The sequence below is a fragment of the Micromonospora krabiensis genome (assembly GCF_900091425.1).
Classification (GTDB): Bacteria; Actinomycetota; Actinomycetes; order Mycobacteriales; family Micromonosporaceae; genus Micromonospora; species Micromonospora krabiensis.
Map to the genome: position 1 here is coordinate 6472630 of NZ_LT598496.1, position 26087 is coordinate 6498716.

General features: G+C 75.3%; 20 protein-coding genes. 9 read left to right on the forward strand and 11 right to left on the reverse strand.

Features of this window, described 5'->3' with window-relative positions:
* Positions 1-146 precede the first annotated feature (146 nt).
* A complete protein-coding gene (locus tag GA0070620_RS29830; protein ID WP_091596417.1) occupies positions 147-476 on the forward strand; it encodes a hypothetical protein in 330 nt (109 codons plus the stop codon).
* 93 nt (positions 477-569) lie between these two features.
* Here GA0070620_RS29830 and GA0070620_RS29835 read toward each other — a convergent pair whose 3' ends face one another.
* On the reverse strand, positions 570-2141 hold the full coding sequence (locus GA0070620_RS29835; RefSeq protein WP_091596420.1) for a leucyl aminopeptidase: 1572 nt from the start codon (positions 2139-2141) through the stop codon (positions 570-572).
* 161 nt (positions 2142-2302) lie between these two features.
* On the opposite strand from GA0070620_RS29835, the gene gcvT reads away from it, so the two are divergent.
* Complete coding sequence (gcvT, locus tag GA0070620_RS29840; protein ID WP_091596423.1) at positions 2303-3445, forward strand: glycine cleavage system aminomethyltransferase GcvT; 1143 nt, start codon at positions 2303-2305, stop codon at positions 3443-3445.
* A gap of 129 nt (positions 3446-3574) precedes the next feature.
* Here gcvT and GA0070620_RS29845 read toward each other — a convergent pair whose 3' ends face one another.
* From GA0070620_RS29845 to GA0070620_RS34185, 4 genes are all read right to left on the reverse strand, one after another.
* Positions 3575-4870: a DUF2314 domain-containing protein gene (locus GA0070620_RS29845; RefSeq protein WP_091596426.1), complete on the reverse strand. Its 1296-nt coding sequence runs from the start codon at positions 4868-4870 to the stop codon at positions 3575-3577.
* Between the two features lie 70 nt (positions 4871-4940).
* On the reverse strand, positions 4941-5714 hold the full coding sequence (gene cobS / locus GA0070620_RS29850) for an adenosylcobinamide-GDP ribazoletransferase (RefSeq protein ID WP_091596429.1): 774 nt from the start codon (positions 5712-5714) through the stop codon (positions 4941-4943).
* Complete coding sequence (locus tag GA0070620_RS29855; protein ID WP_091596432.1) at positions 5704-7590, reverse strand: bifunctional adenosylcobinamide kinase/adenosylcobinamide-phosphate guanylyltransferase; 1887 nt, start codon at positions 7588-7590, stop codon at positions 5704-5706. Before GA0070620_RS29855 ends, cobS begins: the two co-directional genes overlap by 11 nt.
* Before the next feature lie 50 nt (positions 7591-7640).
* Complete coding sequence (locus tag GA0070620_RS34185; RefSeq protein WP_091596435.1) at positions 7641-9590, reverse strand: serine/threonine-protein kinase; 1950 nt, start codon at positions 9588-9590, stop codon at positions 7641-7643.
* Between the two features lie 134 nt (positions 9591-9724).
* Here GA0070620_RS34185 and GA0070620_RS29865 point away from each other — a divergent pair, with 134 nt between their 5' ends.
* A complete protein-coding gene (locus GA0070620_RS29865) occupies positions 9725-9925 on the forward strand; it encodes a hypothetical protein (protein WP_091596438.1) in 201 nt (66 codons plus the stop codon).
* On the forward strand, positions 9925-10722 hold the full coding sequence (locus GA0070620_RS29870) for a site-2 protease family protein (RefSeq protein ID WP_091596441.1): 798 nt from the start codon (positions 9925-9927) through the stop codon (positions 10720-10722). Before GA0070620_RS29865 ends, GA0070620_RS29870 begins: the two co-directional genes overlap by 1 nt.
* A 48-nt stretch (positions 10723-10770) precedes the next feature.
* On the opposite strand, the gene GA0070620_RS29875 is transcribed toward GA0070620_RS29870, so the two are convergent.
* Together GA0070620_RS29875 and GA0070620_RS34110 are read right to left on the reverse strand one after the other, a co-directional pair.
* The gene (locus GA0070620_RS29875) at positions 10771-11769 is read right to left on the reverse strand and encodes an aldo/keto reductase family protein (RefSeq protein ID WP_091596444.1); all 999 of its coding nucleotides are present in this window, start codon (positions 11767-11769) and stop codon (positions 10771-10773) included.
* An 85-nt stretch (positions 11770-11854) separates the two neighbouring features.
* Positions 11855-17206 carry a WG repeat-containing protein gene (locus GA0070620_RS34110; protein ID WP_269456550.1) on the reverse strand — a complete coding sequence of 1784 codons (5352 nt, stop codon included), beginning with the start codon at positions 17204-17206 and terminating at the stop codon, positions 11855-11857.
* A gap of 239 nt (positions 17207-17445) precedes the next feature.
* Here GA0070620_RS34110 and GA0070620_RS29885 point away from each other — a divergent pair, with 239 nt between their 5' ends.
* Genes GA0070620_RS29885 through GA0070620_RS29895 form a run of 3 tightly spaced genes read left to right on the forward strand, consistent with a single transcriptional unit; the run spans position 17446 to position 20142 of the window.
* Positions 17446-18297, forward strand: coding sequence for an ABC transporter permease (locus GA0070620_RS29885; RefSeq protein ID WP_091596446.1), 852 nt, complete (start codon positions 17446-17448; stop codon positions 18295-18297).
* Entirely contained in the window at positions 18290-19117 is an 828-nt protein-coding gene (locus tag GA0070620_RS29890; RefSeq protein WP_231922019.1) for an ABC transporter permease, read from the forward strand. Before GA0070620_RS29885 ends, GA0070620_RS29890 begins: the two co-directional genes overlap by 8 nt.
* Positions 19114-20142, forward strand: a complete 1029-nt coding sequence (locus GA0070620_RS29895; protein WP_091596449.1) for an ABC transporter ATP-binding protein — start codon at positions 19114-19116, stop codon at positions 20140-20142. Before GA0070620_RS29890 ends, GA0070620_RS29895 begins: the two co-directional genes overlap by 4 nt.
* A gap of 7 nt (positions 20143-20149) precedes the next feature.
* Here the strand turns inward: GA0070620_RS29895 and GA0070620_RS29900 are convergent, their stop codons facing one another.
* The 4 genes from GA0070620_RS29900 to nadA form a co-directional block, all read right to left on the reverse strand.
* The gene (locus tag GA0070620_RS29900) at positions 20150-20710 is read right to left on the reverse strand and encodes a helix-turn-helix domain-containing protein (protein WP_091596452.1); all 561 of its coding nucleotides are present in this window, start codon (positions 20708-20710) and stop codon (positions 20150-20152) included.
* A 76-nt stretch (positions 20711-20786) separates the two neighbouring features.
* Positions 20787-21392, reverse strand: coding sequence for a DUF3043 domain-containing protein (locus tag GA0070620_RS29905; protein ID WP_091596455.1), 606 nt, complete (start codon positions 21390-21392; stop codon positions 20787-20789).
* Between the two features lie 67 nt (positions 21393-21459).
* Positions 21460-22815, reverse strand: a complete 1356-nt coding sequence (gene murA, locus GA0070620_RS29910; protein ID WP_091596458.1) for a UDP-N-acetylglucosamine 1-carboxyvinyltransferase — start codon at positions 22813-22815, stop codon at positions 21460-21462.
* 211 nt (positions 22816-23026) lie between these two features.
* On the reverse strand, positions 23027-24226 hold the full coding sequence (gene nadA / locus GA0070620_RS29915) for a quinolinate synthase NadA (RefSeq protein ID WP_091599603.1): 1200 nt from the start codon (positions 24224-24226) through the stop codon (positions 23027-23029).
* 44 nt (positions 24227-24270) lie between these two features.
* On the opposite strand from nadA, the gene GA0070620_RS29920 reads away from it, so the two are divergent.
* Positions 24271-25431 (forward strand): glycerate kinase family protein, encoded by a 1161-nt coding sequence (locus GA0070620_RS29920; protein ID WP_172836530.1) that lies wholly within the window; start codon positions 24271-24273, stop codon positions 25429-25431.
* A 165-nt stretch (positions 25432-25596) separates the two neighbouring features.
* Positions 25597-25965: an iron-sulfur cluster insertion protein ErpA gene (erpA, locus tag GA0070620_RS29925; RefSeq protein ID WP_091596461.1), complete on the forward strand. Its 369-nt coding sequence runs from the start codon at positions 25597-25599 to the stop codon at positions 25963-25965.
* Positions 25966-26087 lie beyond the last annotated feature (122 nt).

Consider the following 26087-nt stretch of genomic DNA (forward strand, 5'->3'; position numbering starts at 1 on the left):
GGGTCCGGAGGGGCCGCACGGGGCACACCCCACCTCGGTCATCTTGTCACCACCGGGCACAGGGCGCGTAGTGAGGTGCCCAACGACACGTCCCCGACACGTACTCTTGGCACCGTTGTCGATGACGGATTGTGGGGGAGAGGTCCGTGGGGCTGTTCCGGCGGCGCAAGCAGGCGCGGGTCGCGAGCCACGACCGGGCGGCGGACCGCGCGGATCTGGAGCATCTGGAGAGCTTCGTCCGGACCCGGCGCGGCGTCGAGGCGTACATCGAGCCGCGCACGACGGTCACCGAGACGACCGTGATGCTCATCGCCGACGACGGCGAGTGGACCCGCCGGCGGATCGACGGGCCGGACGGCGCCCGCCGGTTCGCCCACCGGATGGCGATCCCGGTCTACGACGTGCGCCTGATGGGCTACCCGCAGCGCATGCGCGACTTCAACGAACGTCGCAAGCGCCGACCCGAGCTCTACTGAGCCCGCCCGGCGAGGGGCCCAGACACGGAGAGAGTGGCCGCTCCCCGCGGGGAACGGCCACTCTTTCGGTGACGCGCGTGGGCTCCGCGGGCCTCAGCCGTTGGCGGCCACGTCGTCGATCAGGTGGAGCAGGGTGCGCACCGGAACGCCGGTGCCGCCCTTGGTCCAGTAGCCGGTCGGCTCACCGGAGTGGTAACCGGGGCCGGCGATGTCGATGTGCGCCCAGGCCACGTCGTCGGCGACGAACTCACGCAGGAACACGCCGCCCTGCAGCATGTGCCCGGCCCGGTCCATCCCGGCGTTGACCTGGGAGATGTCCGCGACGTCGGAGTCCATGCCCTTGCGCACGTCGTCCGGCAGCGGCATCGGCCAGGCCGGCTCGCCGGTCGCGTCGCCGGCCGCGCGGACGCGCTCGCACAGCTCCGGGGTGCCCATCACACCGGCGATCCGCTTGCCCAGCGAGATCACCTGCCCGCCGGTGAGGGTGGACGTCTCGAACAGGTAGTCGCAGCCGTCCGCGCAGGCCCGGGCGATGGCGTCGCCCAGGATCATGCGGCCCTCGGCGTCGGTGTTGAGCACCTCCACCCGCTTGCCGTTGAACATGGTGACCACGTCACCCGGCCGGTACGAGGTGCCCGACGGCATGTTCTCCGCCATCGGCAGGTAGCCGGACACCGCCACGGACGGCTTGAGCGCGGCCACGGCCAGCATCGCGGCGCCCACCGCGGCGGCGCCGGCCATGTCGGACTTCATCTCCCACATGCCCTGGGCCGGCTTGATCGAGATGCCGCCGGTGTCGAACGTGATGCCCTTGCCGACCAGCGCCACCCGCTTGCCCGTGCCGCCGCCCTCCGGCGTGTAGGTGAGCTTCACCAGCCGCGGCGGGGCCTCCGAGCCCTGCCCGACCGCCGTGATGCCCCCGTACCCCCCGGCCTTCAGCTCCGCCTCGTCGAGCACCTCGACCGTCAGCCCGGCCTCCCGCGCGGCGGCCGCGACGACCTCGGCGAACGCCGGCGGACGCAGCTCGTTCGGCGCGGTGTTCACCCAGTCGCGGCTGAGCCGGACCGCACCCGCCACCGCCTGGGCGCGGGCGACCTCGGCCTGCGCCGTGGCGTCGGAGGCGTCCGGCACGGACACCAGGACCTCGGCCACCGGCTCTCGGCGGGTCGGCTGGGGCCGGGTCTTGTAGCCGGCGAAGCGGTAGCCACCGAGCAGCGCGCCCTCCGCCACCGCCCGCAGCGCGGCCGCCGCGTCGGCGTCGTCCGGCAGCGGCAGGGCCAGCGCCACCCGCGGCGCGCCCGCGAGGGCCCGGACCGCGGCGCCGGCGGCCCGGCGCAGGATCTCCGGGTTCGGCGCGGCACCGGTCGGCTCGGCGCCCAGCCCGACCGCGACGACGAGTGGAGCGGTGACCGTGCCCAGCGTGGCCAGCTTGATCACCTCACCCGGCCCGCCGGTCGCGCCGAGCAGCGCCAGCGTCTCGGTCAGCTTGCCGTCGAACGCGGCGGCGATGCTCTCCGCGCCGCTGGACAGCAGCAGGGTGCCGGCGAGGCCGCTGGTGGCGGCCTGCTCTCCGGACTGGCTGTGCACGCCGATCACGATGGCGTCGACGGCGAGCTCGGCGGGGTCGGTGTCGACCAGGCTGAGGGTGGTGCGGGGCGATGTCACTGAAGCTACTCCGGGCGGGCCGGGCCGGCCGCGGGGACGCGTACCGGCGATGAAGGTCTCGGCGGCAACCTACCCGCCGGACGTCGGGGCTGTCCCGCCGACGGTTCCGGCGGGTCCCGCCGATGCTAACCAGCGGCTCCGGCCCCGGTAAGTTGCCACCCATGACCGACGTGACCACCGACGCCGCCGCAACCCGGCTGCGCCGTTCCCCGCTGCACGAGCGGCACACCGCCGCCGGCGCCAAGTTCGCCCCCTTCGGGGGATGGGAGATGCCGCTGGAGTACGCCGGCGGCGGCGTGCTCCGGGAGCACACGGCGGTCCGCACCGGGGTCGGCGTCTTCGACGTGTCGCACCTCGGCAAGGCCCGGGTGGCCGGGCCGGGAGCGGCCGAGTTCGTCAACGCCTGCCTCAGCAACGACCTGGGCCGCATCGGGCCGGGCCGCGCGCAGTACACCCTGGCCTGCGACGACGCCACCGGCGGGGTGGTCGACGACATCATCGCGTACCTGCACGCCGACGATCACGTCTTCCTCATCCCGAACGCCGCGAACACCGCCGAGGTCGTCCGACGGCTGCGCGCCGCCGCGCCGCCGTCGGTCACGGTCACCGACGAGCACGAGGCGTACGCGGTGCTCGCCGTCCAGGGGCCCCGCTCGGGGGAGCTGCTCGCCGCACTCGGCCTGCCGACCGCGCACGAGTACATGAGCTTCTCCGCGGCCACCCTGGACGGCGCCGCCGGGCCGGTCGAGCTGACCGTCTGCCGGACCGGCTACACCGGCGAGCTGGGCTTCGAGCTGGTCGTGCCCGCCGAGCACGCGGTGACCGTCTGGGACGCGCTGTTCGCCGCCGGCGCGGCGTACGGGCTGCTGCCCTGCGGGCTGGCCGCCCGAGACACGCTGCGCACCGAGATGGGCTACCCGCTGCACGGTCAGGACCTGTCGCTGGACATCACCCCGGTGCAGGCCCGGTCGGGCTGGGCGGTCGGCTGGGACAAGCCGGCCTTCTGGGGCCGGGACGCGCTGCGCGCGGAGAAGGCGGCCGGTCCCCGGCGTACGCTGCGCGGCCTGGAGGCCGTCGACCGGGCGATCCCCCGCCCCGGCATGACCGTGCACGTGGACGACGCCGCGGTCGGCACCGTCACCAGCGGCACCTTCTCGCCGACCCGCAAGCAGGGCATCGCGCTGGCGCTGCTGGACACCGCCGCGAACCTCGCCGACGGGGACCTGGTCGAGGTCGACATCCGCGGCCGCCGCGCCCAGATGCGCGTCACCCGCCCCCCGTTCGTCACCCCCTCGGTGAAGTAACCCGTCCCCGGGGGTCTTGAACCCCGTTGATCAAGAGGTTTGCGTCACGGATCGCGCCGATGGTGACGCAAACCTCTTGATCAACAAGCGTGAGCAGGGCCGGGGACGCCCGGGGCTGAGGGGACAGGGTCAGTTGTCGGTGTGGGGGCGTTGGCCGGCGTCCAGGACGGCCTGGGTCCAGCCGCCCTCCACCACGCCGGTGCCGTCCAGCAGCGCCCAGTCGACGACGTCGGCCGTCTCGACCACCACCGGGGCGCCGATCCGAACGGTCGGGTCGGTGGCGGCGTCGCTGGCACTCACCCCGACGATCCGCTCCGGGGTCTCCCAGGACGTGACGCCCGCCCAGACGTACTCGGGGCCGTCGTCGCCGGGCAGGCCGTACTTGACGACCAGCTGCGACTCCCGAGGCAGCTGCCCGTCGACGAAGCGGGCGCGGATCCCCTCCAGCCCGGCGCGGGCGGTGGCGATCGCCTTGCTCATCGCGTCCCCCGGGCGGGCGTAACGCACGTCGGGCTGGATCCCGGCGAACAGGGTGGCGCACGCCGCCGCGTAGTAGCGGCCGTCCGGACCGGGGTGCCCGGGAGGTGGGCGCAGGCTGAGGAACGAGTCGGCGTCGGGGTCGGTGGCCGGGTCCAGCTCCAGGCGCAGCAGGACCGGGGCCGTGGCGCCGTGCTGCTCCGGGTTGCCGTACGCCACGGCGATGTCGTGCCCGGTCACCGTGGCCAGCACCGGCAGCTGCACGAACGCGGGCACCTCCTCACCGGCGAGCCCGTCGGTCCAGTCGCGCAGCAGCCGCCGGGCGGTACCGGTCATGACCGCGCCCCACGCCCGCGTCAGGTGGTCCGGCACGCCCTGGGTCTGCAGCTCCAGCAGGCCGAAGCGGCGCAGCCCCTTCGTGGTGAACCACAACCCGTCGGCGTCGGAGGAGTACGGCACCAGGATCCAGTCGACCAGCCGGATCCGGCCCTGCTCGTCGGGGAGGGAGCGCAGCGCGGCGTCCGGGGCGAGGAACTGCAGCCCGAACACGTCGACCACGTCCCCGTCGACCGACTCGGCGACCGCCGCCGCCACCGCCCGGGCCGCCCACTCGTGCGCGGGTGGCCAGCCCGGCCGGTACTCCGCCTGCACCACGACCAGGTGGGTGGCGGCGGCCAGCCGGTCCAGCTGCGCCTCCGTGGCGCCGAACGCGGTCAGCAGGTCCGGCGGCAGCTCCGGGAACTCGCCGATCGGCCGGGTGTCCACGCTCATCAGCGGACTGTCCAGCATCTGCCGGGCGAGCCCGTGCACCGGCTCGGCGAGCCGACCGGCGAGCCCCGCCACGGCGCTCTTCGTGCTGACCCTCGGCAGGCCCTTGACGGGCACCAGGTAGGTCGCGTTGAGCGACTCCGGGACCGGAACGGGCAGGAAGTCGTCCGTGATGAGCATGTGTCGTCCCCCGGGTGGCGGCTGCGCCGGTGCTGTCGAGCCGAACGCTACCCGGCGGGCCGGGGACCGTTCAGCCGGACAGCACCAGTCCCAGGTAGACCAGCGTGGTGACCACCTCGACGGTCGCACCGAGGACGTCGCCGGTGATCCCGCCGAGCCGGCGTACGACGTGGGCCAGCAGCGGCACCGCGACGGCGAGCGCGACGACGACGGCGAGCGGCCCCTGCCAGGGGCGGCCGGGCACGGCGGCGAGGGCGACCAGCGCGACGGCGATCGCGCCGACCACCGGCGTGAGCGGTGCGACGGTGCCCGCGACCAGCGCGCCCAGCCCTTCGGGCCGGGCCGCCGGCACACCCCGCCGGCAGGCCAGCGTGACGCCGAGCCGGCCGGCGGCGGTGGCGGTGACCACCGCCGCGAGGACCGCCGGGCCGGGCCGCGTGGCGAGGTCGGCGAGTGCCGCGGCCTGCACCAGCAGGACGACCACCAGCGCGACCACCCCGAACGGGCCGACGTCCGGCTTCTTCATGATCTCCAGCGCGGCGGGGCCGCGCCGGTAGGAGCCGAGCGCGTCCACGGTGTCGGCCAGACCGTCCAGGTGCAGTCCACGGGTGAGCAGCGCGGCGACGCCGACCGTCACTCCCGCGGCGACCAGCGGGGGAGCGGCCACGGCCAGGAGCAGGAGGACGCCGGCCAGGAGCGCGCCGAGCAGCGCGCCGACCGCCGGCGCGAGCGTCATCGCCGTGCCCGCCACCGTCCGGTCGATCCGGCCCGCGCGGACCGGCAGTGTGGTGAACGTGGTCAGCGCCAGCCGTGCCCCGGCGGCGAGCGTCGGCTCAGCCGGCACGCGAGCCCGACGGGTCCGCGCGCTGCTCCTCCGGCTCGGTGCTGGTGGGCCCCGGCCCGGCGGGCTCCGGTTCGGCGAAGTCCGGCTCGTCGGTGCCGACCTCGTCCGCGCCCTCGTCGTCACGATCCGTGCCGCCGGTCAGCGACGGGTGGGTCGGCAGGGCCGCGGCGAGCGCCAGCACGGAACGCAGCATCGGCAGCGCGACGAGGGCGTTCGCCCCCTCGCCCAGGTCGAGCCGTAGGTCGAGCACCGGCGTCAGGCCCAACACGTCGGCGGCCAGCTTGCTGGCCGGATCCCCGCCGTGGTCGGCGAGCAGGCACCAGTGCCGGGCCTGCCCGGCCAGGTCGCGGCTGATCAGGCCGGCGGCGAGCCCGACCGGCCCGTCCAGCATCACCGGTACGCGACGGGCCGTCGCGCCGAGCAGCACACCCGTGGCGATCGCGATGTCGCCGCCGCCCAGCTCGGCCAGCACCTCCTTGGCGCCCCGGGGCGAGCGGCGGGTGCGGTGCAGCGCGTCGCGGACGGCGGCGCAGCGCCGCATCCAGGCCGCGTCGTCGATCTCGCCGGAGTCGGTGACCACCCGGCCGAGGACCGCCGGGGGTTCCGCGCCGGCGGTGGCGGCGAGCACCGCCGCGGCGGCCGCCTCGGTGCCGGCGCCGCAGGCCGCCAGCACCAGCAGCTGTACGCCGGCCTCGGCCGCCTCCTCCGCCAGCCGCCAGCCGTAGCGCAGCGCCGACTCGACCTGCTCCCCGGTCAGCGCCGGCTCGGCCTCGATCGGGCCGGCCGTCGGCGCGTCCACCACCTGGAGGGTCGCCCCACTCTCGGCGGCCAGCCGGGCCAGGGCGCCGCGGCCGGCGCGGGCCTGCCCGGCCCGCCGTGCCGAGTCACCGGGCACCGTGCCGGCGGCGGCCCCGCCGCCGTGGTCACCGTTGAGCAGCAGGACGCGCACCGACGACCACGCGGCCGGGGTGGGGGTGCCCTGGGTGGCGGCGGCGAAGTTGACGACCTGCTCCAGCACGCCCAGCCCGGCGCCCGGGACGTCGAGGGTGGCGAGCCGCTCGACGGCCTGCGGGCCGGCGTACTCGTCGGGCATCGGGAGCTCCATGCCGGGCTGGATCACCAGCCCGGTCGCGACCATCGGTAGCGCCATGGTCGGTGCGGCCCACGAGGTGGCGCTCTCCGCCGGCGGTGCCGGCGGGGCGGGCGTCCGGACGTCGGGAAGGCTGACCAGCTCGGGCGTCGGCTCCAGGGCGGCGCCGTTCACCGCCGGCGGCGCGACGGCCGACACCTCCGGGCCGGCGGCGCCGCGTGCGACGGGCACGGTCGCGGCGGCACGCTTGAGCCAGGCCGGCTGGCCGGCGACCACCAGGACGACCGCGTCGCAGGCGTCGGCGACGGCCCGGTTGGCGGCGCCGAGGGCGTCGGTGAAGGCCCGGCCCAGCGGCGTCGTCGGCACCAGGGACAGGCCGACCTCCGGGCTGACCACGACCAGCCGGGCCGCGCAGCCGCGGACCGCGGCGGCCAGCTCGTCGATGGTCGCGGTGTCGTCGGCCGGCTGGTGCGCCGGGTCCAGCAGCACCGTGACCCAGCCGCCGAGGTCGTCGACCAGCAGGGTCTCGTTCGGCGCGGCGGAGGCGACGACGTCGGCCAGCCGGCGCGGGTCACCGGCGGTCTCCTCGGTCGTCCAGCTGCCCGGGCGCCGTTGCCGGTGCGCCGCCAGACGGGCCGCCCACTCGGTGTCGTCCGGGTCGCCCTCCGGCGCGGTGGCCACATAGCGGACGACCGGCGCGTCGCTGACCAGCGACTCGGCGAACTCGGACTTGCCGGACCGGATGCCGCCGAGCACCAGGACCGTGTTCCACCCGTCAACCGACATGCCCGTACCTTACGGCCGGGCGGGGGGTCGTCGCCTGCCGGCCCGGGCGGTCAGTCGCAGTGCTCGAAGGGGCTCCCGTAGCTGTCCCCGCCGGCCGCGCCGCCCCAGCGTACGCAGACCCCGGCGGCGCGGGCCCGGACCGGCCCGGCGTAGTAGTCGAACGAGCCGCTGTCGGTGGTGCGCGCCTTGCCCTGCACCTCCAGGTACGCCGAGACGGCGGTGCGGGTGCCGACCGCGGTGTCCTTCAGGGTGACCACGCAGTTGGTGCCGGTCCCCGCGTGGTAGAGCAGGTAGACCCGTCCGGTGCGCTGGCCGCCGCTGGTCAGCGTCGCCGAGTCGATCACCTGGTAACCGGAGCCGCACACCTGCGCCGCCGTGTAGGGGTTGGGCTTGCCCGGCTTCGCGCTGCTGGTCGTCGGTGTCGGTCGGGCGCTGGTGCCGCCGGTGGGCCCGGTGCTCGGAGCGCCGCCGGCCGGCTCGCTCGGCCGACCCGGGGTGCCGCCGGTTGCGGAGGGCGCCGGCCGGGTGCCGCTTGGCGTGGCCGCGGGGCCGCCGCCGGAGGTCGTCGCTTCGGGCTCCGGCGCCGGTGGTGCCTGCGGCGCCTGCGTCGACTCGCCGGCCAGGGCCGGGGCGGTCCGGTCCGGCTCGTCGCCGCCACGCGTGGCGAGCACGGCGACCGTGGCGACGACCGCGACGAGGACGACGACGGCGGCCCCGACCAGCGGGCCCCGTCGGCGCCCGGCCGGTGCCCCCGTTCGTGGGTCCTCGCGGGTGTCCACCGGCCCGGCGGGCGCCCACGGTGGCATCCCGCCGGGGTGACCGGCCGGCCCGGGACCGTCCATGGTGGCCGGACGCGCCGTCGGCGTCGCGGCGTCGCGCTGGGCGGCCGCCGCCACCGGCGCGCTGCCCGTGGAGTAGCTGACCGGGGCGCGGAAACCTCCGGGTGCGCGGGTCGACGGCGCCGCGACCGGGGGTGCGGCGGGGCTGACCGGGCCGCCGGGCCGGGGCGCGGCGGGGCTGACCGGGCCGCCGGGCGTACCGGTCGCCGGTGGTGGGGACGCGGCCGCCGGGGCCGGCACGTGGTCGAGCCCGGCGGCGACCGGTGGGCCGGCCGGGGCCGGGCCGGCGAGCGCCCACGGCGGGCGGGCCGAGACGGGGATGGTGGCCAGGGTCGCGTCGCGCGCCTCGGCGGCGGCCCGCGCCAGCTCGGCGGCGCTGCCGAACCGGTCCGCCGGGCTCTTCGCCATGGCCCGGGCCACGAGCTCGACCACCGCCGGCGGGGTGCCCGGCGGCAGCGGCGCCGGCTCGTCCTGGACATGCCGCAGCGCCACCTCCAGGGGGTTCTCCCCGACGAACGGCGGCTGCCCGGCGAGGCAGAAGTAGGCGACGGCGCCGAGCGCGTAGACGTCCGCGGCACTGGAGACCGGCTGGCCGGCGGCCTGCTCCGGCGACATGTACGACGCGGTGCCGAGCACCATGTTGGCCGCGGTGAGGCCGGCCATGGCCCGCGACCGGGCGATGCCGAAGTCGACGAGCACCACCCGACCGTCGGGCTTGACGAGCAGGTTGCCGGGCTTCACGTCGCGGTGCACGATGCCGGCGAGGTGGGCGGCGTGCAGCGCGTCGGCGGCCTGCGCCACGACCGACATGGTCGACGCGGCGTCCAGCCGGCCGGCACGGCCGATCCAGCCGCCCAGCGGCTCGCCGTCGACGTACTCCATCACCAGGTAGTCGACGCGGCCGCCGTCGGCGAGGACGGCCTGGCCGACGTCGTGCACCGCGACGACGCCGGGGTGCCGCAGGGCGGCCAGCATCCGCGCCTCGGCGCGGAACCGGGTGGTGAACTCGGGATCGGCGACCAGCGACGGCAGCAGGACCTTCACCGCCACCTCGCGTTCCAGCAGGACGTCCGTGCCCCGCCAGACCGCGCCCATCCCGCCCGTCGCCACCCGCTCGTCCAACCGGTACCGGTCACCGAGCAGCACTCCCCGAGTCAGCACCGGGTCAACTTACCGGCCGGCGCCGACGCGTCGGTCAACCCCGGGGACGTGAGCGAGCGACCGTCGTCGGCCGGGCCGACTACGCTTGCGGGGGTTCGTCCCACGGGGACTACGGCGGCGAGGGGAGACGCGGCATGGCGTGGAGCTGGCGGTACGAGGGCACGGACGGCCAGTCGGTGCAGGGACCGGCGGAGTCGTTCGGCAGCCAGGCCGATGCCGAATCGTGGATCGGTCAGACCTGGCGCGAGCTCGCGGCGTCCGGCGTCACCTCGGTCGCGCTCGTCGAGGACGACCGGGTGGAATACCGGATGAGCCTGCTGCCCACGGCCGAGTGATGGCGTACGACCGCCCGGGCGGGGATTCGCTGCTGCTCGGTGTGCCCCGGGCGGCGTTCCGGCCCAGCCCCGTCTTCCTGGCCCTGGTGGCGCTCTTCGTCACCACCGGCGTGCTGGCGTGGAACCAGGTCGGCAACGTCCGGCTGGCCGTGTTCGGGTTCGTGGTCTCCGGCTGGCTGGTCTCACTCTGCCTGCACGAGTACGCGCACGCGATCGTGGCGTTCCGGGCGGGTGACCGCAGCGTCGCGCACCGCGGCTACCTGACGCTCAACCCGCTGAAGTACAGCCACCCGCTGCTGTCGATCGCGCTGCCGGTGCTGGTGGTGCTGCTCGGCGGCATCGGCCTGCCCGGCGGCGCGGTCTGGGTCGACCGGCACGCGATCCCGGGCCGGCTGCGGCACAGCCTGGTCAGCCTCGCCGGGCCGGCCACCAACGTGCTGTTCACGCTGCTGCTCGTGCTGGCGCTGCGGGTGGGCACCGGCACCGGCGGGTCGATCGAGTTCTGGGCCGGCGTGGCGTTGTTGGCGTTCCTCCAGCTCACCGCGAGCCTGCTCAACCTGCTGCCGGTGCCCGGCCTGGACGGCGGCAACATGATCCAGCCGTGGCTGAACCCGCAGTGGCGCAGGATGTACGACCTGTTCGCCCCGTACGGCTTCATCCTGCTCTTCGCGCTGCTGTGGAACCCGCGGATCAGCGGCTGGTTCTTCGGCGCGGTCTTCGCCGTGGGCGACGCGCTGGGTCTGCCTTCGTGGCTCTACGCCACCGGGTTCGACCTGATCCGCTTCTGGCGGGGCTGACCCCGGTCCGGTCGGGCGCGGCACCGCGCCCGACCGGACCGGGACGGCTCACGGCCGCTGCGCCGGGCTCTCCGTCTTCGCCGGGTCCCGCTCGGTGATCGGGTCGATGACCTCGTCGATCGCCTTCAGCAGGTCGGCGTCGAGCTTCACACCCGCCGCCTTCACGTTGTCGTGCACCTGCTCCGGACGGGTCGCGCCGACGATCGCGGAGGAGACGTTCGGGTTCTGCAGCACCCAGGCGATGGCCAACTGGGCCATGCTCAGACCCGCCTGGTCGGCGAGCGGCCGCAGCCGCTGCACCCGGGTCAGCACGTCGTCGGTCAGGAACTTCGCGATGAAGCCCGCCCCCGACTTCTCGTCGGTGGCGCGGGAGCCGGCCGGCGGCGGCTGGCCCGGCAGGTACTTGCCGCTGAGCACACCCTGGGCCATCGGCGACCAGACGATCTGGCCGACGCCCAGCTCCTCACTGGTCGGGACGACCTCGGTCTCGATGACCCGCCACAGCATCGAGTACTGCGGCTGGTTGGAGACCAGCGGCACGCGCAGCTCACGGGCCAGCTGGTGGGCCTCCCGGATCTGCGACGCCTTCCACTCGGAGACGCCGATGTAGTGCGCCTTACCGGAGTGGACGACGTCGGCGAACGCCTCCATCGTCTCCTCCAGCGGCGTGCTGTAGTCGTACCGGTGGGCCTGGTAGAGGTCCACGTAGTCGGTGCGCAGCCGGCGCAGCGAGCCGTTGATCGACTCCATGATGTGCTTGCGGGACAGGCCCCGGTCGTTGCGGCCCGGGCCCGTGGGCCAGTACACCTTGGTGAAGATCTCCAGCCCCTCGCGCCGCTCGCTCTCCAGCGCGCGGCCGAGCACCTCCTCGGCGCGGGTGCCGGCGTAGACGTCGGCCGTGTCGAAGGTGGTGATGCCGGCGTCGAGGGCGGCCCGCACACAGGCGAACGCCGCGTCCTCCTCGACCTGTGAGCCGTGCGTGATCCAGTTGCCGTACGAGATCTCACTGACCATCAGGCCGGAACGGCCCAGGTGACGGAATTCCATGAGCCCGACCCTACGCCCGGCGACGCCGGACGGCGTGCCCGCGTCGGGCGGTCGTGGGCGGAGCCACCGCCCGTCGTGGTCGACCTCAGAGCACCGGCGTGGCGTCGGTGAGCAGCTGGTCGATCTCCTCGACCAACTCGGCGCGGCTGTGGTGCACCGGGTCGATCAGGGGCCGGCCGCGCCGATCGAGGGCACCCCACCGGCCGTTGCCCGCCGTCACCAGGAACGCGACCGGGTGGATCACCAGCGCGGGATGTGCCGGCGGCACGACGACCGCGCCGGAACGGTCCACCACACCGCGACGACCACCCACCTCCACCACGGCCAGACCCTCGTCGGTGAACCCCTCCACGTACCGGCCGTCCGCCAGCTCGGTGCGCAGCGAGTGGTAGCGGGTCGGCACCACGAGGTGTCCGGCGCGGTCCACCGCGCCCCAGCCCTCCCGGCGCACCGCGGCCACCCCGCGCTGAAACGGGCGTACGTCGGCGAAGCCGGGCGGGACCACCACGTCGCCGGTGGGGTCGACGGCCTGCCAGCCCGCGGTGCCGTCCCGCACCACCCAGGCCAGCCCGTCGGAGAAGGGACGTGCCGCCAGGAACGACGGTTCGACCACCGTCGTACCGGTGAGCGCGATCAACGACCACCGGTCGGTGTCCGGCCGCCGCACCCACGCCAGCCCCTCCCGGAAGGGCTGCGCCTCCGCGTACCGGGCCGGGATGACCAGGTCGCCGTTCGGGTCCGCGTACCCCCAGAGGCCGCCGTCGCGCGCGGGCGCCGGGGGTCGGACCGGCTCCAGGATGTCGTCCCGGCTTCGCGGGTACGGCCCGAAGCCCCGCTCCGCGGCCCGCTCGGCGACCGCGTCCAGGCCGACCCGCACGCGGGCCAGCAGCTCCGGGTCGCCCTCGCCCCGCAGGTCGAGCGCCCGCTCGAAGTGGTGGCAGGCCTCCATCAACCGGCCCTGGTCGTAACTGCACCGGGCCGTGTGCTCGTGCAGCGCGGCCCGCAGCCGGTCGGGCAGCTCCGTCGACGTCGCGCGGGTGAAGAGCTGGTCGGCCTCCAGGAAGTCGCCGCGCCAGCGCAGCACCTCCGCCAGGCGGGCCCGGGCGAGCGCGATCCGACGCAGCTCGCCGGTCGCCTCCGCGTACGTGAGGGCCAGCCGGCCGTCGGCGAGCGCGTCGTCCAGGTCGCCGACGATCCGCGACACGACCGCGCGGAGGCTGAGCAGCCGGGCCCGGGCCCGGTTGTCGGCGGAGGCGTCCAGCTTCTCGCCCAACCGTCGCCGGATCGTCCGCAGCTCGTCCGGCTCCGCCGCCACCTCGCGGAGCGTCTCCGGGTCCAACTGCCAGCGGTAGCCCGCCAGCACCTGCTCCGGGTCGCCGTGCTCGGCCGGGCTGAGCGGCGTCGGCGTCTCGACCGGAGTCTCGCCCTCGGGCTCCGCCGCGTCGGTGGTCGCCGCAGGCGTGGACACCGGGCCGGCCGGTGGCGCGGACACCGGCTCGGCGGGTGGTCCGGACACGGGGGCAGCGGACGGGGTGGGCACCGGAGCCTCGGCTCCGCGCGCGGGTGTCGCCTCGTCGGCCTCGGTCGGGGCTGTGCCGTCGTCCCATCCTGAGGTGGGCGGCGTCGGTGGGGAAGTCGGCTCCTCGGCCCCGTCGACGGGTGCCGGTGACCCGGGTGCGGGGTCGTCGCGCCGATCGGCGGGCGGCGCCGACACCGGCGCGGATTCGTCCGGCCAGGCGGCCGGTGACCGGCCCGACGACTCGTCCCGCCAGGACAGGTCGGGCGTGGCGAGCGGCGGACCGGAGACCGATCCGACGGGCGACCCGGAGGTCGGTGCGTCGGTCGGGGCGGTTGGCGGCCCGGACACGGGCCGGGCCGGAGGAGCCGAGACCGGTGCGGCCAGGGTCGGGTCCGCCGGCGTTGGTGTGTCCACGGTGGATGTCGGTGCGTCGGACGTCGCCTCCGGCCCGGAGTGCGGGGATGGGAGCGGGTCCGATGCGGGACGCGCGGCGGCGCGGGTGTCGGGAACGACCGGCCGGTCCTCGCCGAGTGGATCGGCGCCCGGGTCGACCGAGTCGTCCGCCGGGTCGTCGGCGCCGGGCGCCGACGCCTCCGGGCCGACCGGCGGTGTGGCGGCCGGCCCTGCCGTGAGCTCCGACGTCAGGGTGACCGGCGGAGCCGAGACGGGCCGCGCTGGCGAGGGCACCGAAGCGTTCGCGGTGCCCGGCGGAGTGTCGTCGGGGCGGGGCGGTGCGTCCGGCGAGGGAGACGGCAACGCGCCGGCCACCGGCTCACGCGGAGCGGGAAGCACCGGCTCGCCGGCGGCCGGTGGTGCCGATACGGGTTCGATGGCGGCCGGTGGTGCGGACACGGGTTCGATGGCGGCCGGCGGTGCCGACACCGGGTCGATGGCGGCCGGCGGGCCGGACACCGGACGGGCGTCGGGCTCGACCTCCGGTGCGGGCCGCGCGGCGGCCGACGCCGGGGTCGCGTAGTTCGGCGGTGCGGATATTGGATGGGCCGGCGGTCCGCTGACGGGATGCGCCGGCGGTGCCGAGACCGGGTGGGCCGGCGGTCCGCTGACGGGATGCGCCGGCGGCGCCGAGACCGGATAGGCCGGGGGTGCCGAGACTGGATACGCCGGCGGTGCGGAGACCGGGTAAGCCGGCGGTGCCGAGACCGGGTCCGCGGTAACACCGGAGGGCGGCTGGGCGGGCGGCGCGGAGACGGGGTAGGCCGGCGGCGCCGAGACCGGGTGCGCCGGTGGCCCGGAGACGGGGTGCGCCGGCGGTGTGGAAACCGGACGAGTGGTGCGCACCTCCTCCCGCTCGGCGACGCCCGGGTCGCCCCCCGCCTGCGGGACCGCGCCCGGCCGGCCGGGCGTCGCGTCGGCGGGCGGCGCGGACGTCGGGCGGGCCGATGGTGGGACTCCGGTGCCGGCCCCGACACCCGTCTCGCGGTCGGCGTCGACCGGCGGTGCCGAGACGGGCGTCGACCCGCTCCGTTCGGCGGTGGACGCGTCCTCCCGGCCGGAGCCGGACGCGTCCGACGGTCCGGCTCCGAACCAGGTGCCGCTCACACCGGTCCGCCCCGCCTCCGGCGGGAAGGCCGGCGTGGGCGGGTCCGACGGAGGTGGCGGGACGTACACCCGGGGACGCCCCGGGGTGATCGGCGGCGCCGACTCGGCGGACGCGGTCGGGCTACCGGGCTGATCCCCGGGCGGCCCGGCGGCTGGCGGCCGGTAGCTCGGCGGGGCGGACATCGGACGGTCCACCGGGGACGCGGCACCGCCGCGCGGGTGCGGGTCCGGCGGGGCGGACATCGGACGGTCGACCGGGGATGCGGCGCCGTCGCGTCGGTCCGGCGTGGGCGTCGCCCGGTCGGCCGCAGCGGTGGGCCGGTACGCCTCCGGGTGGGGCGTGCCGTGGTGGCCGGCGCGGGGCATCGATGCGGGCTGCTCGCTGTCCGGTGCGCCCCGGCGGGTTTCCGGTGCGCGGCCGTACGTCTCCGGAGAGGGCGCGGTCGGGCGCTGAGCACCGGGTGCGGCGGGGGACGGATTCTCGGCGTGCGGGGGCGCGACCGGCGCCGGGCGGTACGGGGCGGGCGGGGCGGCGTCGCCGACCGGCGCGGCCGGGTAGCGCGGCGGTGGCCCGCCCGGGCGGGCCGGGTCCGGGCGTCCGGCGGCCGCCGGCGGCGTTCCGAGCGGGGGTTCCGTCGGGGCGGGACGGAACTCCATGCGGAGCCGGGCGGCCGGCGGACCGGACACCGGCGACGGGTCGTCGGGAGGAGCGGGCGACCGGCGCGCGGGCCCGGTCGCGTCAGGGCGGACGACCCCGGGTGCGGGTGCGCCGGAGACGGGTGCGCCGGGCGCCGGGGACACCGGCGCCGCCGACGTCGGGGTGGCCGGAGCCGGCGAGACCGGACCCGCCGCCGGGGACACCGGCCTGCCGGGGTGCGGACCGTGCCCGGACGCCGGGGAGACCGGGCTGGGGAAGGGACCGTGGCCGGCGGCGGGGGAGACGGGCGCGCCGGGGTGTGGGCTGTGGCCGGCGGCGGGGGAGACCGGAGGGCCGGAGATGGGCGCGCCCGGGCCGGGACGGCGAACGGTCGGAGGGTGCGGCTCCTCGTTGCGCGGTGCGCGTTCCGGCCGTACCCCGCTCCACCGATCGTCGTGGCGGGACGGTGGCTCGGGGCGGGCGCCCCGGGGGCCGCCGGGCTCGGCCGGGCGCTGCCGCTCCGGCCGCGGCTCCGGGTGGCGTGCGGCCTCCCGGCTCCGGTCCGGACGCACCGGGCCGGGCGGCGGCCACGGCAGCACGTCGTCGTGCTCCGGCTGGGGACGTCGCTCCCGGTACGCGTCGACGGGCGGGCGCCGGTCGACGTACGGCTCGGTCCGTCCGGCCGACTCGCGTGGCGGCTGGCGGCGCGGGTCGGACCCGTGCCACTCCGGCCGCTGCCGCGGGTCGGCATCCGGGCGGCGGTCGGTGTCGTGACGGCGGTCGGTGTCGTACCGCGGCTCGGACGTCTGACGCGGACGTCCGTTCTGGTCGGGGTGGCGGTCGTCCTCGTGCCAGGAGTGACCGGCGCGGTCCGGCTCGGGCCGCCGTCCCCGGTCCTCGGCGTACCGCTGCCTCGCGGCGGGGTCGTGGTCGGCGTGGTGTGGCCGGTCGTCGGGGCGTGGCTGCCCGCCGCGCGGCCCGGGCAGGTCCCGGCCGTCACCGTACGGGTCGTCGGGACGCCGGTCCCGCTCGGCCTGACCCCACGGGTAGCGGGTGCGGCCGGTCGTCTCCGGGGGGCGCCGGTCGTGGCCGGCGGATGCCCGGTCGGCGCCGTCCCGACGGCGGGTCGGTGGCTCCTCGTCCGGCTCGGTCATCCACCCGGGCTCGGGGCGAGGGCCGGGGGAGACGGGCGAGGCGGGCGAGGGCGGCCGGCTCCGGCCCACCGGCTCGGACCGGGACGGGCGAGGCTCCTGGCGGTCATGGCCCGGCTCGCGGTGCCAGCCGTTGTCCCGGGCGGCCCGGTCCTCGCCGCGGGAGCGGCGGTCGGCCCACTCGGTGCGGCCGTCCGACGCGGGGCGGCGGGCCGGCGGGCGCTCCTCGGACCAGGTGGGCTCGGCGTGCGGGCGGCGGTACGGCTCGTCGTCGTGGCGTTGCCCGGCCCGGCTGTCGTGGCGGCCGTCCCAGTCCTCCTCGGGGAACGGCTCGTCGGCCCAGGATCGACCCACGTACGTGCCGTCGGGGCGGGTCGGGGCGAGCGGCGGCACGTCGGTGCGGCCGACGACGCTGGCCCGTCCGCGCGGCGGTGGTGGCGGTGCGTGCTGGACGCCGATGTCCCCGGGGTAACGCTGGCCGGGGAACTGGGGATGCCACTCGTGGGTCGGTTCGAACACCCAGGACGGTTCGGCCGGGTCCGACCACCGGTCGGGATACCGGCTGTTCATCCGGCGTGCCCGTCGCCGCGCCGGGGACGGGTGCCGAGGACCGGGTGACGCCGTCGGAGGCCGCCCGCGAACGAGTGACCGCCGGGCGTCGGGCCGCTGACGACCGCGCTCCGGTGGCCGGCTCGCGTCCGCTCGCTCACGGCGTGTCACCTCGTTGCCAAATTGTCGCGCTGGGCACCCGACCTGCCGGTAGAGTCGCCCGTTCCGGCAGGGCGTGGCTGCGGATGGAGGGTAACGGCGTGGGCTCGGTCACCGCCACTGTGGCACCGGCCACCGCCGCAAACGTTATCCTATCGTTTCGGACATTTAGGGCTATAGCCGTATCCGGTTTCCGACGATACTCCACCTATCGTCAGGCCGCGTTGGCCGGCGTCGTGACCAACGTCGTCTTCGGCTTCCTGCGCTGCTACGTGCTGCTCGCCGTGGCCGGCGGGGCCGGCTCCGTGGCCGGGTACGACCCCCGGCAGCTCGCCACCTTCGTCTGGGTTGGACAGGGCCTGCTCGCCGTGGTCCTGCTCTGGGGCTGGACCGAGCTGGCCGACCGGATCCGCACCGGTGACGTCACCGCGGACCTGCTCCGACCCGTCCACCCGGTGACCGCGTACCTCGCCACCGATCTGGGTCGCGCCGGTTACGCCGCGCTGGCCCGGCTGCTGCCGCCCGTGCTGGTGGGCCCGCTCTTCTTCGCGGTGCACCTGCCCGCGCGCTGGTCGACGGCGCCGCTCTTCGTCGTCTCGGCCGCCGTCGCGGTCGTGCTCTGCTTCGCCTGCCGCTTCCTGGTCAACGCCACGGCCTACTGGCTGGAGGACGTCCGCGGACCGATGATCCTCTGGACGCTCGGCTCCGGGGTGCTGGCCGGGCTCTACTTCCCGCTGCGGTTCCTGCCGGAGTGGCTCTACCAGACACTGTGGATCGTCACCCCGTTCCCGAGCCTGTTGCAGACGCCGCTCGACGTGCTCGTCGAACGCGATCCCACGCCGGTGCAGGTCGGGCTCGTCGCCGTCCAGGTGGGGTGGGCCGTGCTGCTGCTCGGGGCGTCCCGGTGGGTGCAGGGTCGCGCGGAGCGCCGGCTGGTGGTGCAGGGTGGGTGAGAGCGGAGTGGCGCAGCGGGGCGGGGCGCTGACCGCGTATCGCGCGTTGCTCGGCGCGCAGGCCCGGTCGCAGACCGCGTACCGTGCCTCGTTCGTGGCCGACCTGCTGGGCAACGTGGGCGCGACCGTGTTCGACGTGGTCACCGTGCTGGTGCTGTTCGGCGTGACCCGGGAACTGGGCGGGTTCACGCTGCGCGAGACGTTGGTGATGGTCGGCCTGTCCGCCTGCGCGTTCGCCACCGCCGACCTGCTCGTCGGCAACATCGAGCGGATCCCCCGCTACGTGCGGACCGGCCTGCTCGACGCGGTGCTGCTGCGTCCGCTCGGTGCGTTGCCCCAACTGCTGCTGATGGACCTGCCGCTGCGCAAGGTCTCCCGCGCGCTGTTCGGGCTGGCCGTCTGGGTCGTCGCGCTGGCCTCCGCCGACCTGGCGTGGACTCCGGGCCGCGTCCTGCTGGCCGTGCTCGCCCCGATCGCCGGGGTGGTCTTCTTCGGCGCGGTCTTCGTGGCCACCGCGACCGTCTCCTTCTTCTGGATCGAGTCGAGCGAGCTGGCCAACTCGGTGACCTACGGTGGGCGGGACTTCACCTCGTACCCGGTCACCGTCTACGGCGGCTGGTTCCGCGGGCTGTTCGCGTACGGCCTGGGCTTCGCCTTCGTCAGCTACCACCCGGCGCTGGCCCTGCTCGGCCGCGCCGACCCGCTCGGCCTGCCGGCCTGGGTGGGCTGGGCCGCGCCGGGCGTCGCGGTGGTCGCCGCCGCGCTGGCGGCCGTGGCCTGGCGCTTCGGCATCCGCCACTACCGGAGTACGGGGTCATGACGGTCATCGACGCGCGCGGGCTGCGCAAGGAGTTCACGGTACGGGTGAAGACCGGCCGGCTGCGCCGGGAGCGCCGGGTCCGCGCCGCCGTCGACGGGATCGACCTGCGGGTGGAGCGGGGCGAGATGCTCGGCTACATCGGGCCGAACGGCGCCGGCAAGTCCACCACGCTGAAGATGCTCACCGGCGTGCTCATGCCCAGCGCCGGCGAGGTACGCGTCTGCGGGCTGCGCCCGGTCGCCCAGCGCACCCGCCTCGCGCTGCGCATCGGTGTGGTGTTCGGGCAGCGCTCGCAGCTCTGGTGGGACCTGCCCCTGCGGGAGTCGTTCGACCTGCTCCGGCACGTCTACCGGGTGCCGGCCGCCGAGCACGCCGCCCGGCTGCGCCGCTGCCGCGATCTGCTCGACCTGGACGGCTTCCTCGACGTCCCGGTCCGGCAGCTCTCCCTCGGCCAGCGGATGCGGGGCGAGCTGACCGCCGCGCTGCTGCACGGCCCGGAGGTGCTCTTCCTCGACGAGCCGACCATCGGCCTCGACGTGGTGAGCCGGCAGGCGGTCCGGGGCTTCCTCGGTGAGCTGGGCCGGGCCGGTGACACGACGCTGGTCCTGACCACCCACGACCTGGCCGACATCGAGCGGCTGTGCCGGCGGCTGGTGGTGGTCGACCACGGCCGGGTGGTGCACGACGGTTCGATCGCGCAGCTCCACCACCGGTACGGCTCCCGCCGCCTGGTCGTCGCCGACCTGGACGCGCCGATGGTGGAGCCCCCGGCGCTGCCCGGCGCGCGGCTGCACCAGGTGACGGCCGACGGTCGGCGGCTCGCGTACGCGCTGGAGTCCGCCGGGGTGGCCGAGGTGGTCGCCGGCCTGGCCGGGCTGGCGAGCCTGCGGGACATCTCGGTCGTGGAGCCGGACATCGAGGAGGTCGTCGCGCGGCTGTACCGGTCGCCGGCGGAGAACCCGGCCCAGGACCGGACGGCGGACGAGCGGGCGGCGGAGGACGAGGCTCCGGCCGCCACGGCGTGAGCGCCGGTCAGGGGTGCTCCATCACCAGCACCGCGAAGGTGCCCGGCTGCAACGCCTCGTACCGGTGCGGGGCGTCACCGGGGAACATGGCGTAGTCGCCGGGGCCCAGCTCCACAAGGTCGGACTCCGGGCCGACCCGGAGCCGGCCGGCGGCCACGACGACGTGTTCGGCGCTGCGCGGGGCGTGCGCCTCCGCGGTCCGCACCGCCCCGGGCTCCAGCTCGATGAGGTAGACGTCCCGGCGGACCTGGTCCGAGCCGGCGCTGAGCAGGGTGCCAGTGAAGTCGGCGTGTTCCGAGCGGACCCGCGGGCCCTCGCCGGCCCGGATCACGCGTACGGGTGCCCGCGGCGGCTCGACCAGCCGGCTGAACGGGACGCCGAGCGCCCGGCCGAGCGACCACAGCGTCTCGACGCTCGGGTCAGCCCGGGCCGCCTCCACCTCGGTGAGCGTGGACTCGGCGACCCCGGACCGTCGGGCCAGCTCGGCCAGCGAGATGCCGACCCGTTGCCGTTCCCGGCGCAGCGCGGCGGCGATGACGACCAGCGGTGGAGCCGGTTCCGGCGCCATTGTTCCCTCCGTCGGTCCGCGTGGTCGCCCACGCACCGGTTCCTGGTGGCCCGGAGGGGGGAGGGCCGGCGTGGAGTCAGACGGGGTCGCCGAGGTTGACCCGGGGGGCCGGGGCGCGCATCCGGCGGAAGGTGATCGACCGCATGATCGCGTAGAGGTAGAGGGAACCCATCCGCTGGTCGCTGTTGGGGAACCGCTCACGGACGAGCTTGCCGATCTTGCGGGAGATCAGGATCGAGTCGACCACCACGCCCAGGGCCAGCGCGCCCCAGAGCAGGTTGGAGATCAGTCGTACCTCCGGCGGCATCGCCGCGTTCGACCCGATGAGCACGATCAGCGCGCCGCCGAAGAACCAGGTGCCGATCGTCCGCCGGGAGTCGACGACGTTGCGCGCCAACAGCCGCTCGGGGCCCCGGTCGCGCGGACCTCCCTCGCGGCGGAACTCGGCCGCCGCCTCGGCCCGCAGCTCCCGGCGACGAACCCGGGCCTCCTCCTTGCTCAGGGGCTTGGAGGGGGCGCCGCCGCCCGGCCGGCGGCCGGCGGTCGGTCGCTTCGGGGTCTCGCGCCCCTTCGCCGGGGTGTAACCCCGGGGGCGGGCGGAATCGGACGACTCGTCCGGCGTCACGGAGGTGACGGCCTCGTCGACGAGGTCGTTGGACTTGCGGCGAAACAGCGACGGCACGCGAAAAGGGTAGCCAACCGTCGGCGCCCGGTGCACATCGCGGTGCACCGGGGCCGACGAATCAGGGTTACGGCCGCTCGACGTGGGCGCCGAGGTCGGCGAGCTTCGCCTCGAAGTCCTCGTAGCCGCGGTTGATCAGGTCGACGCCGTACACCCGGGAGGTGCCCTCGGCGGCGAGCGCCGCGATCAGGTGGCTGAACCCGGCCCGCAGGTCCGGGATGACCAGGTCGGCCGCGTGCAGCTTGCTCGGGCCGGCGATCACCGCGGAGTGCTTGAAGTTGCGCCGGCCGAAGCGGCACGGGGTGCCGCCGAGGCAGTCCCGGTAGACCTGGATGTTGGCGCCCATCGAGTTCAGCGCCTCGGTGTAGCCCAGCCGCTGCTCGTAGACGGTCTCGTGGACGATCGACAGGCCCCGGGCCTGGGTGAGCGCCACCACGAGGGGCTGCTGCCAGTCGGTCATGAAGCCGGGGTGCACGTCGGTCTCCAGCGCGACCGACTTGAGCTCGCCGCCCGGGTGCCAGAACCGGATGCCGCCCTCCTGGCCCGGCTGGCCGTTGCGCGGCGGCCGCAGGTCGGTGACCTCGTACTCGCCGCCGACCGAGCGGAAGATGTTCAGGAAGGTCATCATGTCGGCCTGCTGCGCGCCGAGCACCTCGACGTGGCCGCGGGTGGCCAGCGCGGCGGCGGCCCAGCTCGCGGCCTCGATGCGGTCCGGGATCGGCCGGTGGGTGTAGCCGTGCAGCTTCGGCACGCCCTGGATCTCGATCACCCGGTCGGTGTGCACCTTGATGATCGCGCCCATCTTCTGCAGGACGCAGATCAGGTCGAGGATCTCCGGCTCCACCGCCGCGTTGCGCAGCTCGGTGACGCCCTCGGCCATCACCGCGGTGAGCAGCACCTGCTCGGTGGCGCCCACGCTCGGGTACGGCAGTGCGAACTTCGTGCCCCGCAGGCCGTTCGGAGCGGACAGGTGCAGGCCCTCCGGGCGCTTGTCGACCGTGGCGCCGAACTCGCGCAGCGCCTGGAGGTGGAAGTCGATCGGCCGGGGGCCGATGTGGCAGCCGCCCAGGTCCGGGATGAACGCGTGCCCGAGGCGGTGCAGCAGGGGGCCGCAGAACAGGATCGGGATCCGGCTCGACCCCGCGTGCACGTTGATCTGATCGGTGCTGGCGCTTTCGACGTTGGCCGGGTCGAAGACGAGCTCGCCCTCTTCCTCACCGTCGGTGACCTTGACGCCGTGCAGACCGAGCAGACCCCGGACCACCTCGACGTCGCGGATCTTCGGCACGTCGAACAGCCGGCTCGGGCTGTCGCCGAGCAGCGCGGCGACCATCGCCTTGGAGACCAGGTTCTTCGCGCCGCGCACGCGGATCCGCCCTTCCAGCGGAGTGCCTCCGTGCACGACCAGGACGTCGTCGGTCAACGCAACCTCCAGCGCGTCGGTGCTGCTGTGTGATGGGTGGGGCCAGCGATGGTCACCGGTACCCGGGATGCGGCCGTGGTCAAACAGTCGCCTGCGTCGTTGCTCCGGCAGCATAGTCCTCGGGCGCGAACATGGAACCGGTCACACCACCCGCAGCGTGTTATTTCGGCGATCCGGTACTAATACGCACCACGGTCGCTACGAACAGTGATCAGTTCGCGGTGGGCGGCGGAGTGTCCGCGCCCGGTAGTGCCAGCATCTGGTCCAGCGCCGCCCGGGCGTGGCGGGCGGTGTCCGGATCCACGGTGATCTGGTTCACCACCCGGCCGGCAACGAGCTCCTCCAGGGCCCAGACCAGGTGCGGCAGGTCGATCCGGTTCATCGTCGAGCAGTAGCAGACGGCCCGGTCGAGGAACATGATCTGCTTGTCCGGGTGGGCCAGCGCCAGCCGGCGGACCAGGTTCAGCTCGGTGCCCACCGCCCACGCCGAGCCGGCCGGGGCCGCCTCGATGGTCTTGATGATGAACTCCGTCGAGCCGACCAGGTCGGCGGCGGTGACCACCTCGTGCCGGCACTCCGGGTGGACCAGCACGTTCACGCCGGGCACCCGCTCGCGTACGTCGTTGACGCTGTCGAGGGTGAACCGGCCGTGCACCGAACAGTGGCCCCGCCACAGGATCATCTTCGCGTCGCGCAGCTGCTCCGCGGTCAGTCCGCCGTTGGGCTTGTGCGGGTCGTAGAGCACGCAGTCGTCGAGCGAGTAGCCCATCTCCAGAACCGCCGTGTTGCGGCCCAGGTGCTGGTCGGGGAGGAAGAGCACCTTCGACCCCTGCTCGAACGCCCAGTCCAGCGCGCGCTTGGCGTTGGACGAGGTGCAGACCACGCCGCCACGGCGACCGACGAACCCCTTGATGTCCGCCGACGAGTTCATGTACGTGACCGGGACGGTCTGCTCCGCGATGCCCAGCTCGGTGAGGACGTCCCACGCCGCCTCGACCTGCCCGAGCACCGCCATGTCCGCCATCGAACAACCGGCGGCCAGGTCGGGCAGGACCACCTTCTGCGCGTCCGAGGTGAGGATGTCGGCGCTCTCGGCCATGAAGTGCACGCCGCAGAAGACGATGTACTCCGCGTCCGGGCGGGCGGCGGCCTCCCGGGCCAGCTTGAACGAGTCGCCGGTCACGTCGGCGAACTGGATCACCTCGTCGCGCTGGTAGTGGTGGCCCAGCACGAACACCTTGCTGCCGAGCGCCGCCTTCGCCGCCGCCGCCCGGGCCACCAGGTCCGGGTCGCTGGGCGCCGGGAGGTCACCCGGACACTCGACGCCACGCTCGGTCGACGGGTCGCTGCCCCGACCGAGCAGCAGCAGTGCCGTCGCGGTGTTGGAGGGTTCTACCCAGGTCGAAGTCACGCCCCCCATGGTCCCACAGCGCGGGCGCGTGACAGCTGTCCGCGATGTGGGCTGCCACACTGCTCGGCATGCGCGTGCTGCTCTGCCCCGACAAGTTCGCCGGCACCCTGGCCGCCCCGGAGGTGGCCGCCGCCGTGGCGGACGGTTGGCGCGCCGTCGCCGACGGTGACGACCTGCTGATCCGCCCGCTCGCTGACGGCGGTCCCGGCTTCCTCGACGTCCTCGCCGACGCCCTGGACGTCCGCCGCGTGCCGGTGCCCACCGTCGATCCGCTCGGCCGGCCCGCCCCCGGTGAGATCCTGCTCACCCGCGACGCCACCGCCTACCTGGAGAGCGCCCAGGCGTGCGGCCTGCACCTGCTCGGCCCCGACGAGCGGGACCCGAAGGCCACCACCTCGTACGGGTTGGGGCTGCTGGTGGCCGCCGCGGTGGAGCACGGCGCCCGGACGGTGGTGATCGGGCTGGGCGGCTCCGCCACCAACGACGGCGGGGCGGGGATGCTCACCGCGCTCGGCGTCACCCCGCTGGACGAGGCCGGGCTGGCCCTGCCGTACGGGGGTGCCGCGCTCGCCGCCGTCGCCGCGCTCGACGGCGCGCCCCGGCTGCGCGACGCCCGGCTGGTGGCCGCCACCGACGTCGACAACCCGCTGCTGGGCCTGCACGGCGCGAGCAACGTGTTCGGCCCGCAGAAGGGCGCCGACCGGGCCGACGTGCTGCTGCTCGACGCCGCGCTGGAACGCTTCGTCGCCGTGCTGGAGCGGGACCTGCCCGGCTGCCCGCCGTCGCTGGGCGCGCTGCCCGGTGGTGGTGCGGCCGGCGGCCTCGGCGCCGCGATCCTCGCCCTCGGCGGGCGGTGCGAATCCGGCATCGGCCTGGTCACCCGGGCCATCGGGCTGGACACCGCGCTGGACGGGGCGGACCTGGTGATCACCGGTGAGGGCTCCTTCGACCACCAGTCGCTGCGGGGGAAGGTGGTGGCGGGAGTGGCCGGCGCCGCCCGGGACCGCGGCGTGCCGTGCGTGGTGCTGGCCGGTCAGGTCAGCACCGGCCGGCGGGAGGCCGCCGCGGCCGGCGTGACCGACGCGTACAGCCTGGTGGAGCACTTCGGGGGCGAGGCCGGCGGCGGTCTGGCCGAGGCCCTCGCCCGACCCGCGGACGGCCTGCGCGAGCTGGGCGCGCGCCTGGCCCGGCAATGGAGCAGGTGATCGGAGGTGTGACCCACGCCCCGTGGGGAAGCCCCGAGGTCACGTCGACGGGTCAGCCGGCCCGAAGCGGCCTACAATCAAAAATTGGACCACAGTGGGAATCGCTGGCCGGCGTCTGACGTTGGTCGCGACGAACACACCACACGCGCGCAGGGAGAATTCCACGTGACCAGTCCAGCGCAGACCGAGTCGACCGAGGCCAAGGCCCCCACGTCCGTCGTCCTCACCGACGTCGCGGCGCAGAAGGTCAAGGCCCTGATCGAGCAGGAGGGCCGTGACGACCTGCGGCTCCGGGTCGCCGTGCAGCCCGGTGGCTGCTCCGGCCTCCGGTACCAGCTCTTCTTCGACGAGCGCTCCCTCGACGGTGACATCGTCACCGACTACGACGGTGTCGAGGTCGTCGTCGACCGGATGAGCGCCCCCTACCTGGCCGGCGCCACCATCGACTTCGCCGACCGCATCGACGCTCAGGGCTTCACCATCGACAACCCCAACGCGGGCAGCTCCTGCGCCTGCGGCGACTCGTTCAGCTGAGTCGACATACGCGTCACCATGACGGGGCCGTCCCGACCGGGGCGGTCCCGTCGTCGTACCACCCGGTGTCGCGCGGATGACGGTCGTGCGACCGACCGGACACGGCCGGGTTGACGGACCGG

Bases quoted from the DNA above. Each gene is read 5' to 3' on its own strand.
- GA0070620_RS29895 (WP_091596449.1), top strand. From the start codon at position 19,114: ATGACGGTCATCGACGCGCGCGGGCTGCGCAAGGAGTTCACGGTACGG.
- GA0070620_RS29875 (WP_091596444.1), bottom strand. From the start codon at position 11,769: ATGGAATTCCGTCACCTGGGCCGTTCCGGCCTGATGGTCAGTGAGATC.
- GA0070620_RS29845 (WP_091596426.1), bottom strand. From the start codon at position 4,870: ATGCTCATCACGGACGACTTCCTGCCCGTTCCGGTCCCGGAGTCGCTC.
- GA0070620_RS29870 (WP_091596441.1), top strand. From the start codon at position 9,925: ATGGCGTACGACCGCCCGGGCGGGGATTCGCTGCTGCTCGGTGTGCCC.
- GA0070620_RS29865 (WP_091596438.1), top strand. From the start codon at position 9,725: ATGGCGTGGAGCTGGCGGTACGAGGGCACGGACGGCCAGTCGGTGCAG.
- GA0070620_RS34110 (WP_269456550.1), bottom strand. From the start codon at position 17,206: ATGAACAGCCGGTATCCCGACCGGTGGTCGGACCCGGCCGAACCGTCC.
- GA0070620_RS29920 (WP_172836530.1), top strand. From the start codon at position 24,271: ATGTGGGCTGCCACACTGCTCGGCATGCGCGTGCTGCTCTGCCCCGAC.
- GA0070620_RS29855 (WP_091596432.1), bottom strand. From the start codon at position 7,590: ATGTCGGTTGACGGGTGGAACACGGTCCTGGTGCTCGGCGGCATCCGG.
- GA0070620_RS29900 (WP_091596452.1), bottom strand. From the start codon at position 20,710: ATGGCGCCGGAACCGGCTCCACCGCTGGTCGTCATCGCCGCCGCGCTG.
- gcvT (WP_091596423.1), top strand. From the start codon at position 2,303: ATGACCGACGTGACCACCGACGCCGCCGCAACCCGGCTGCGCCGTTCC.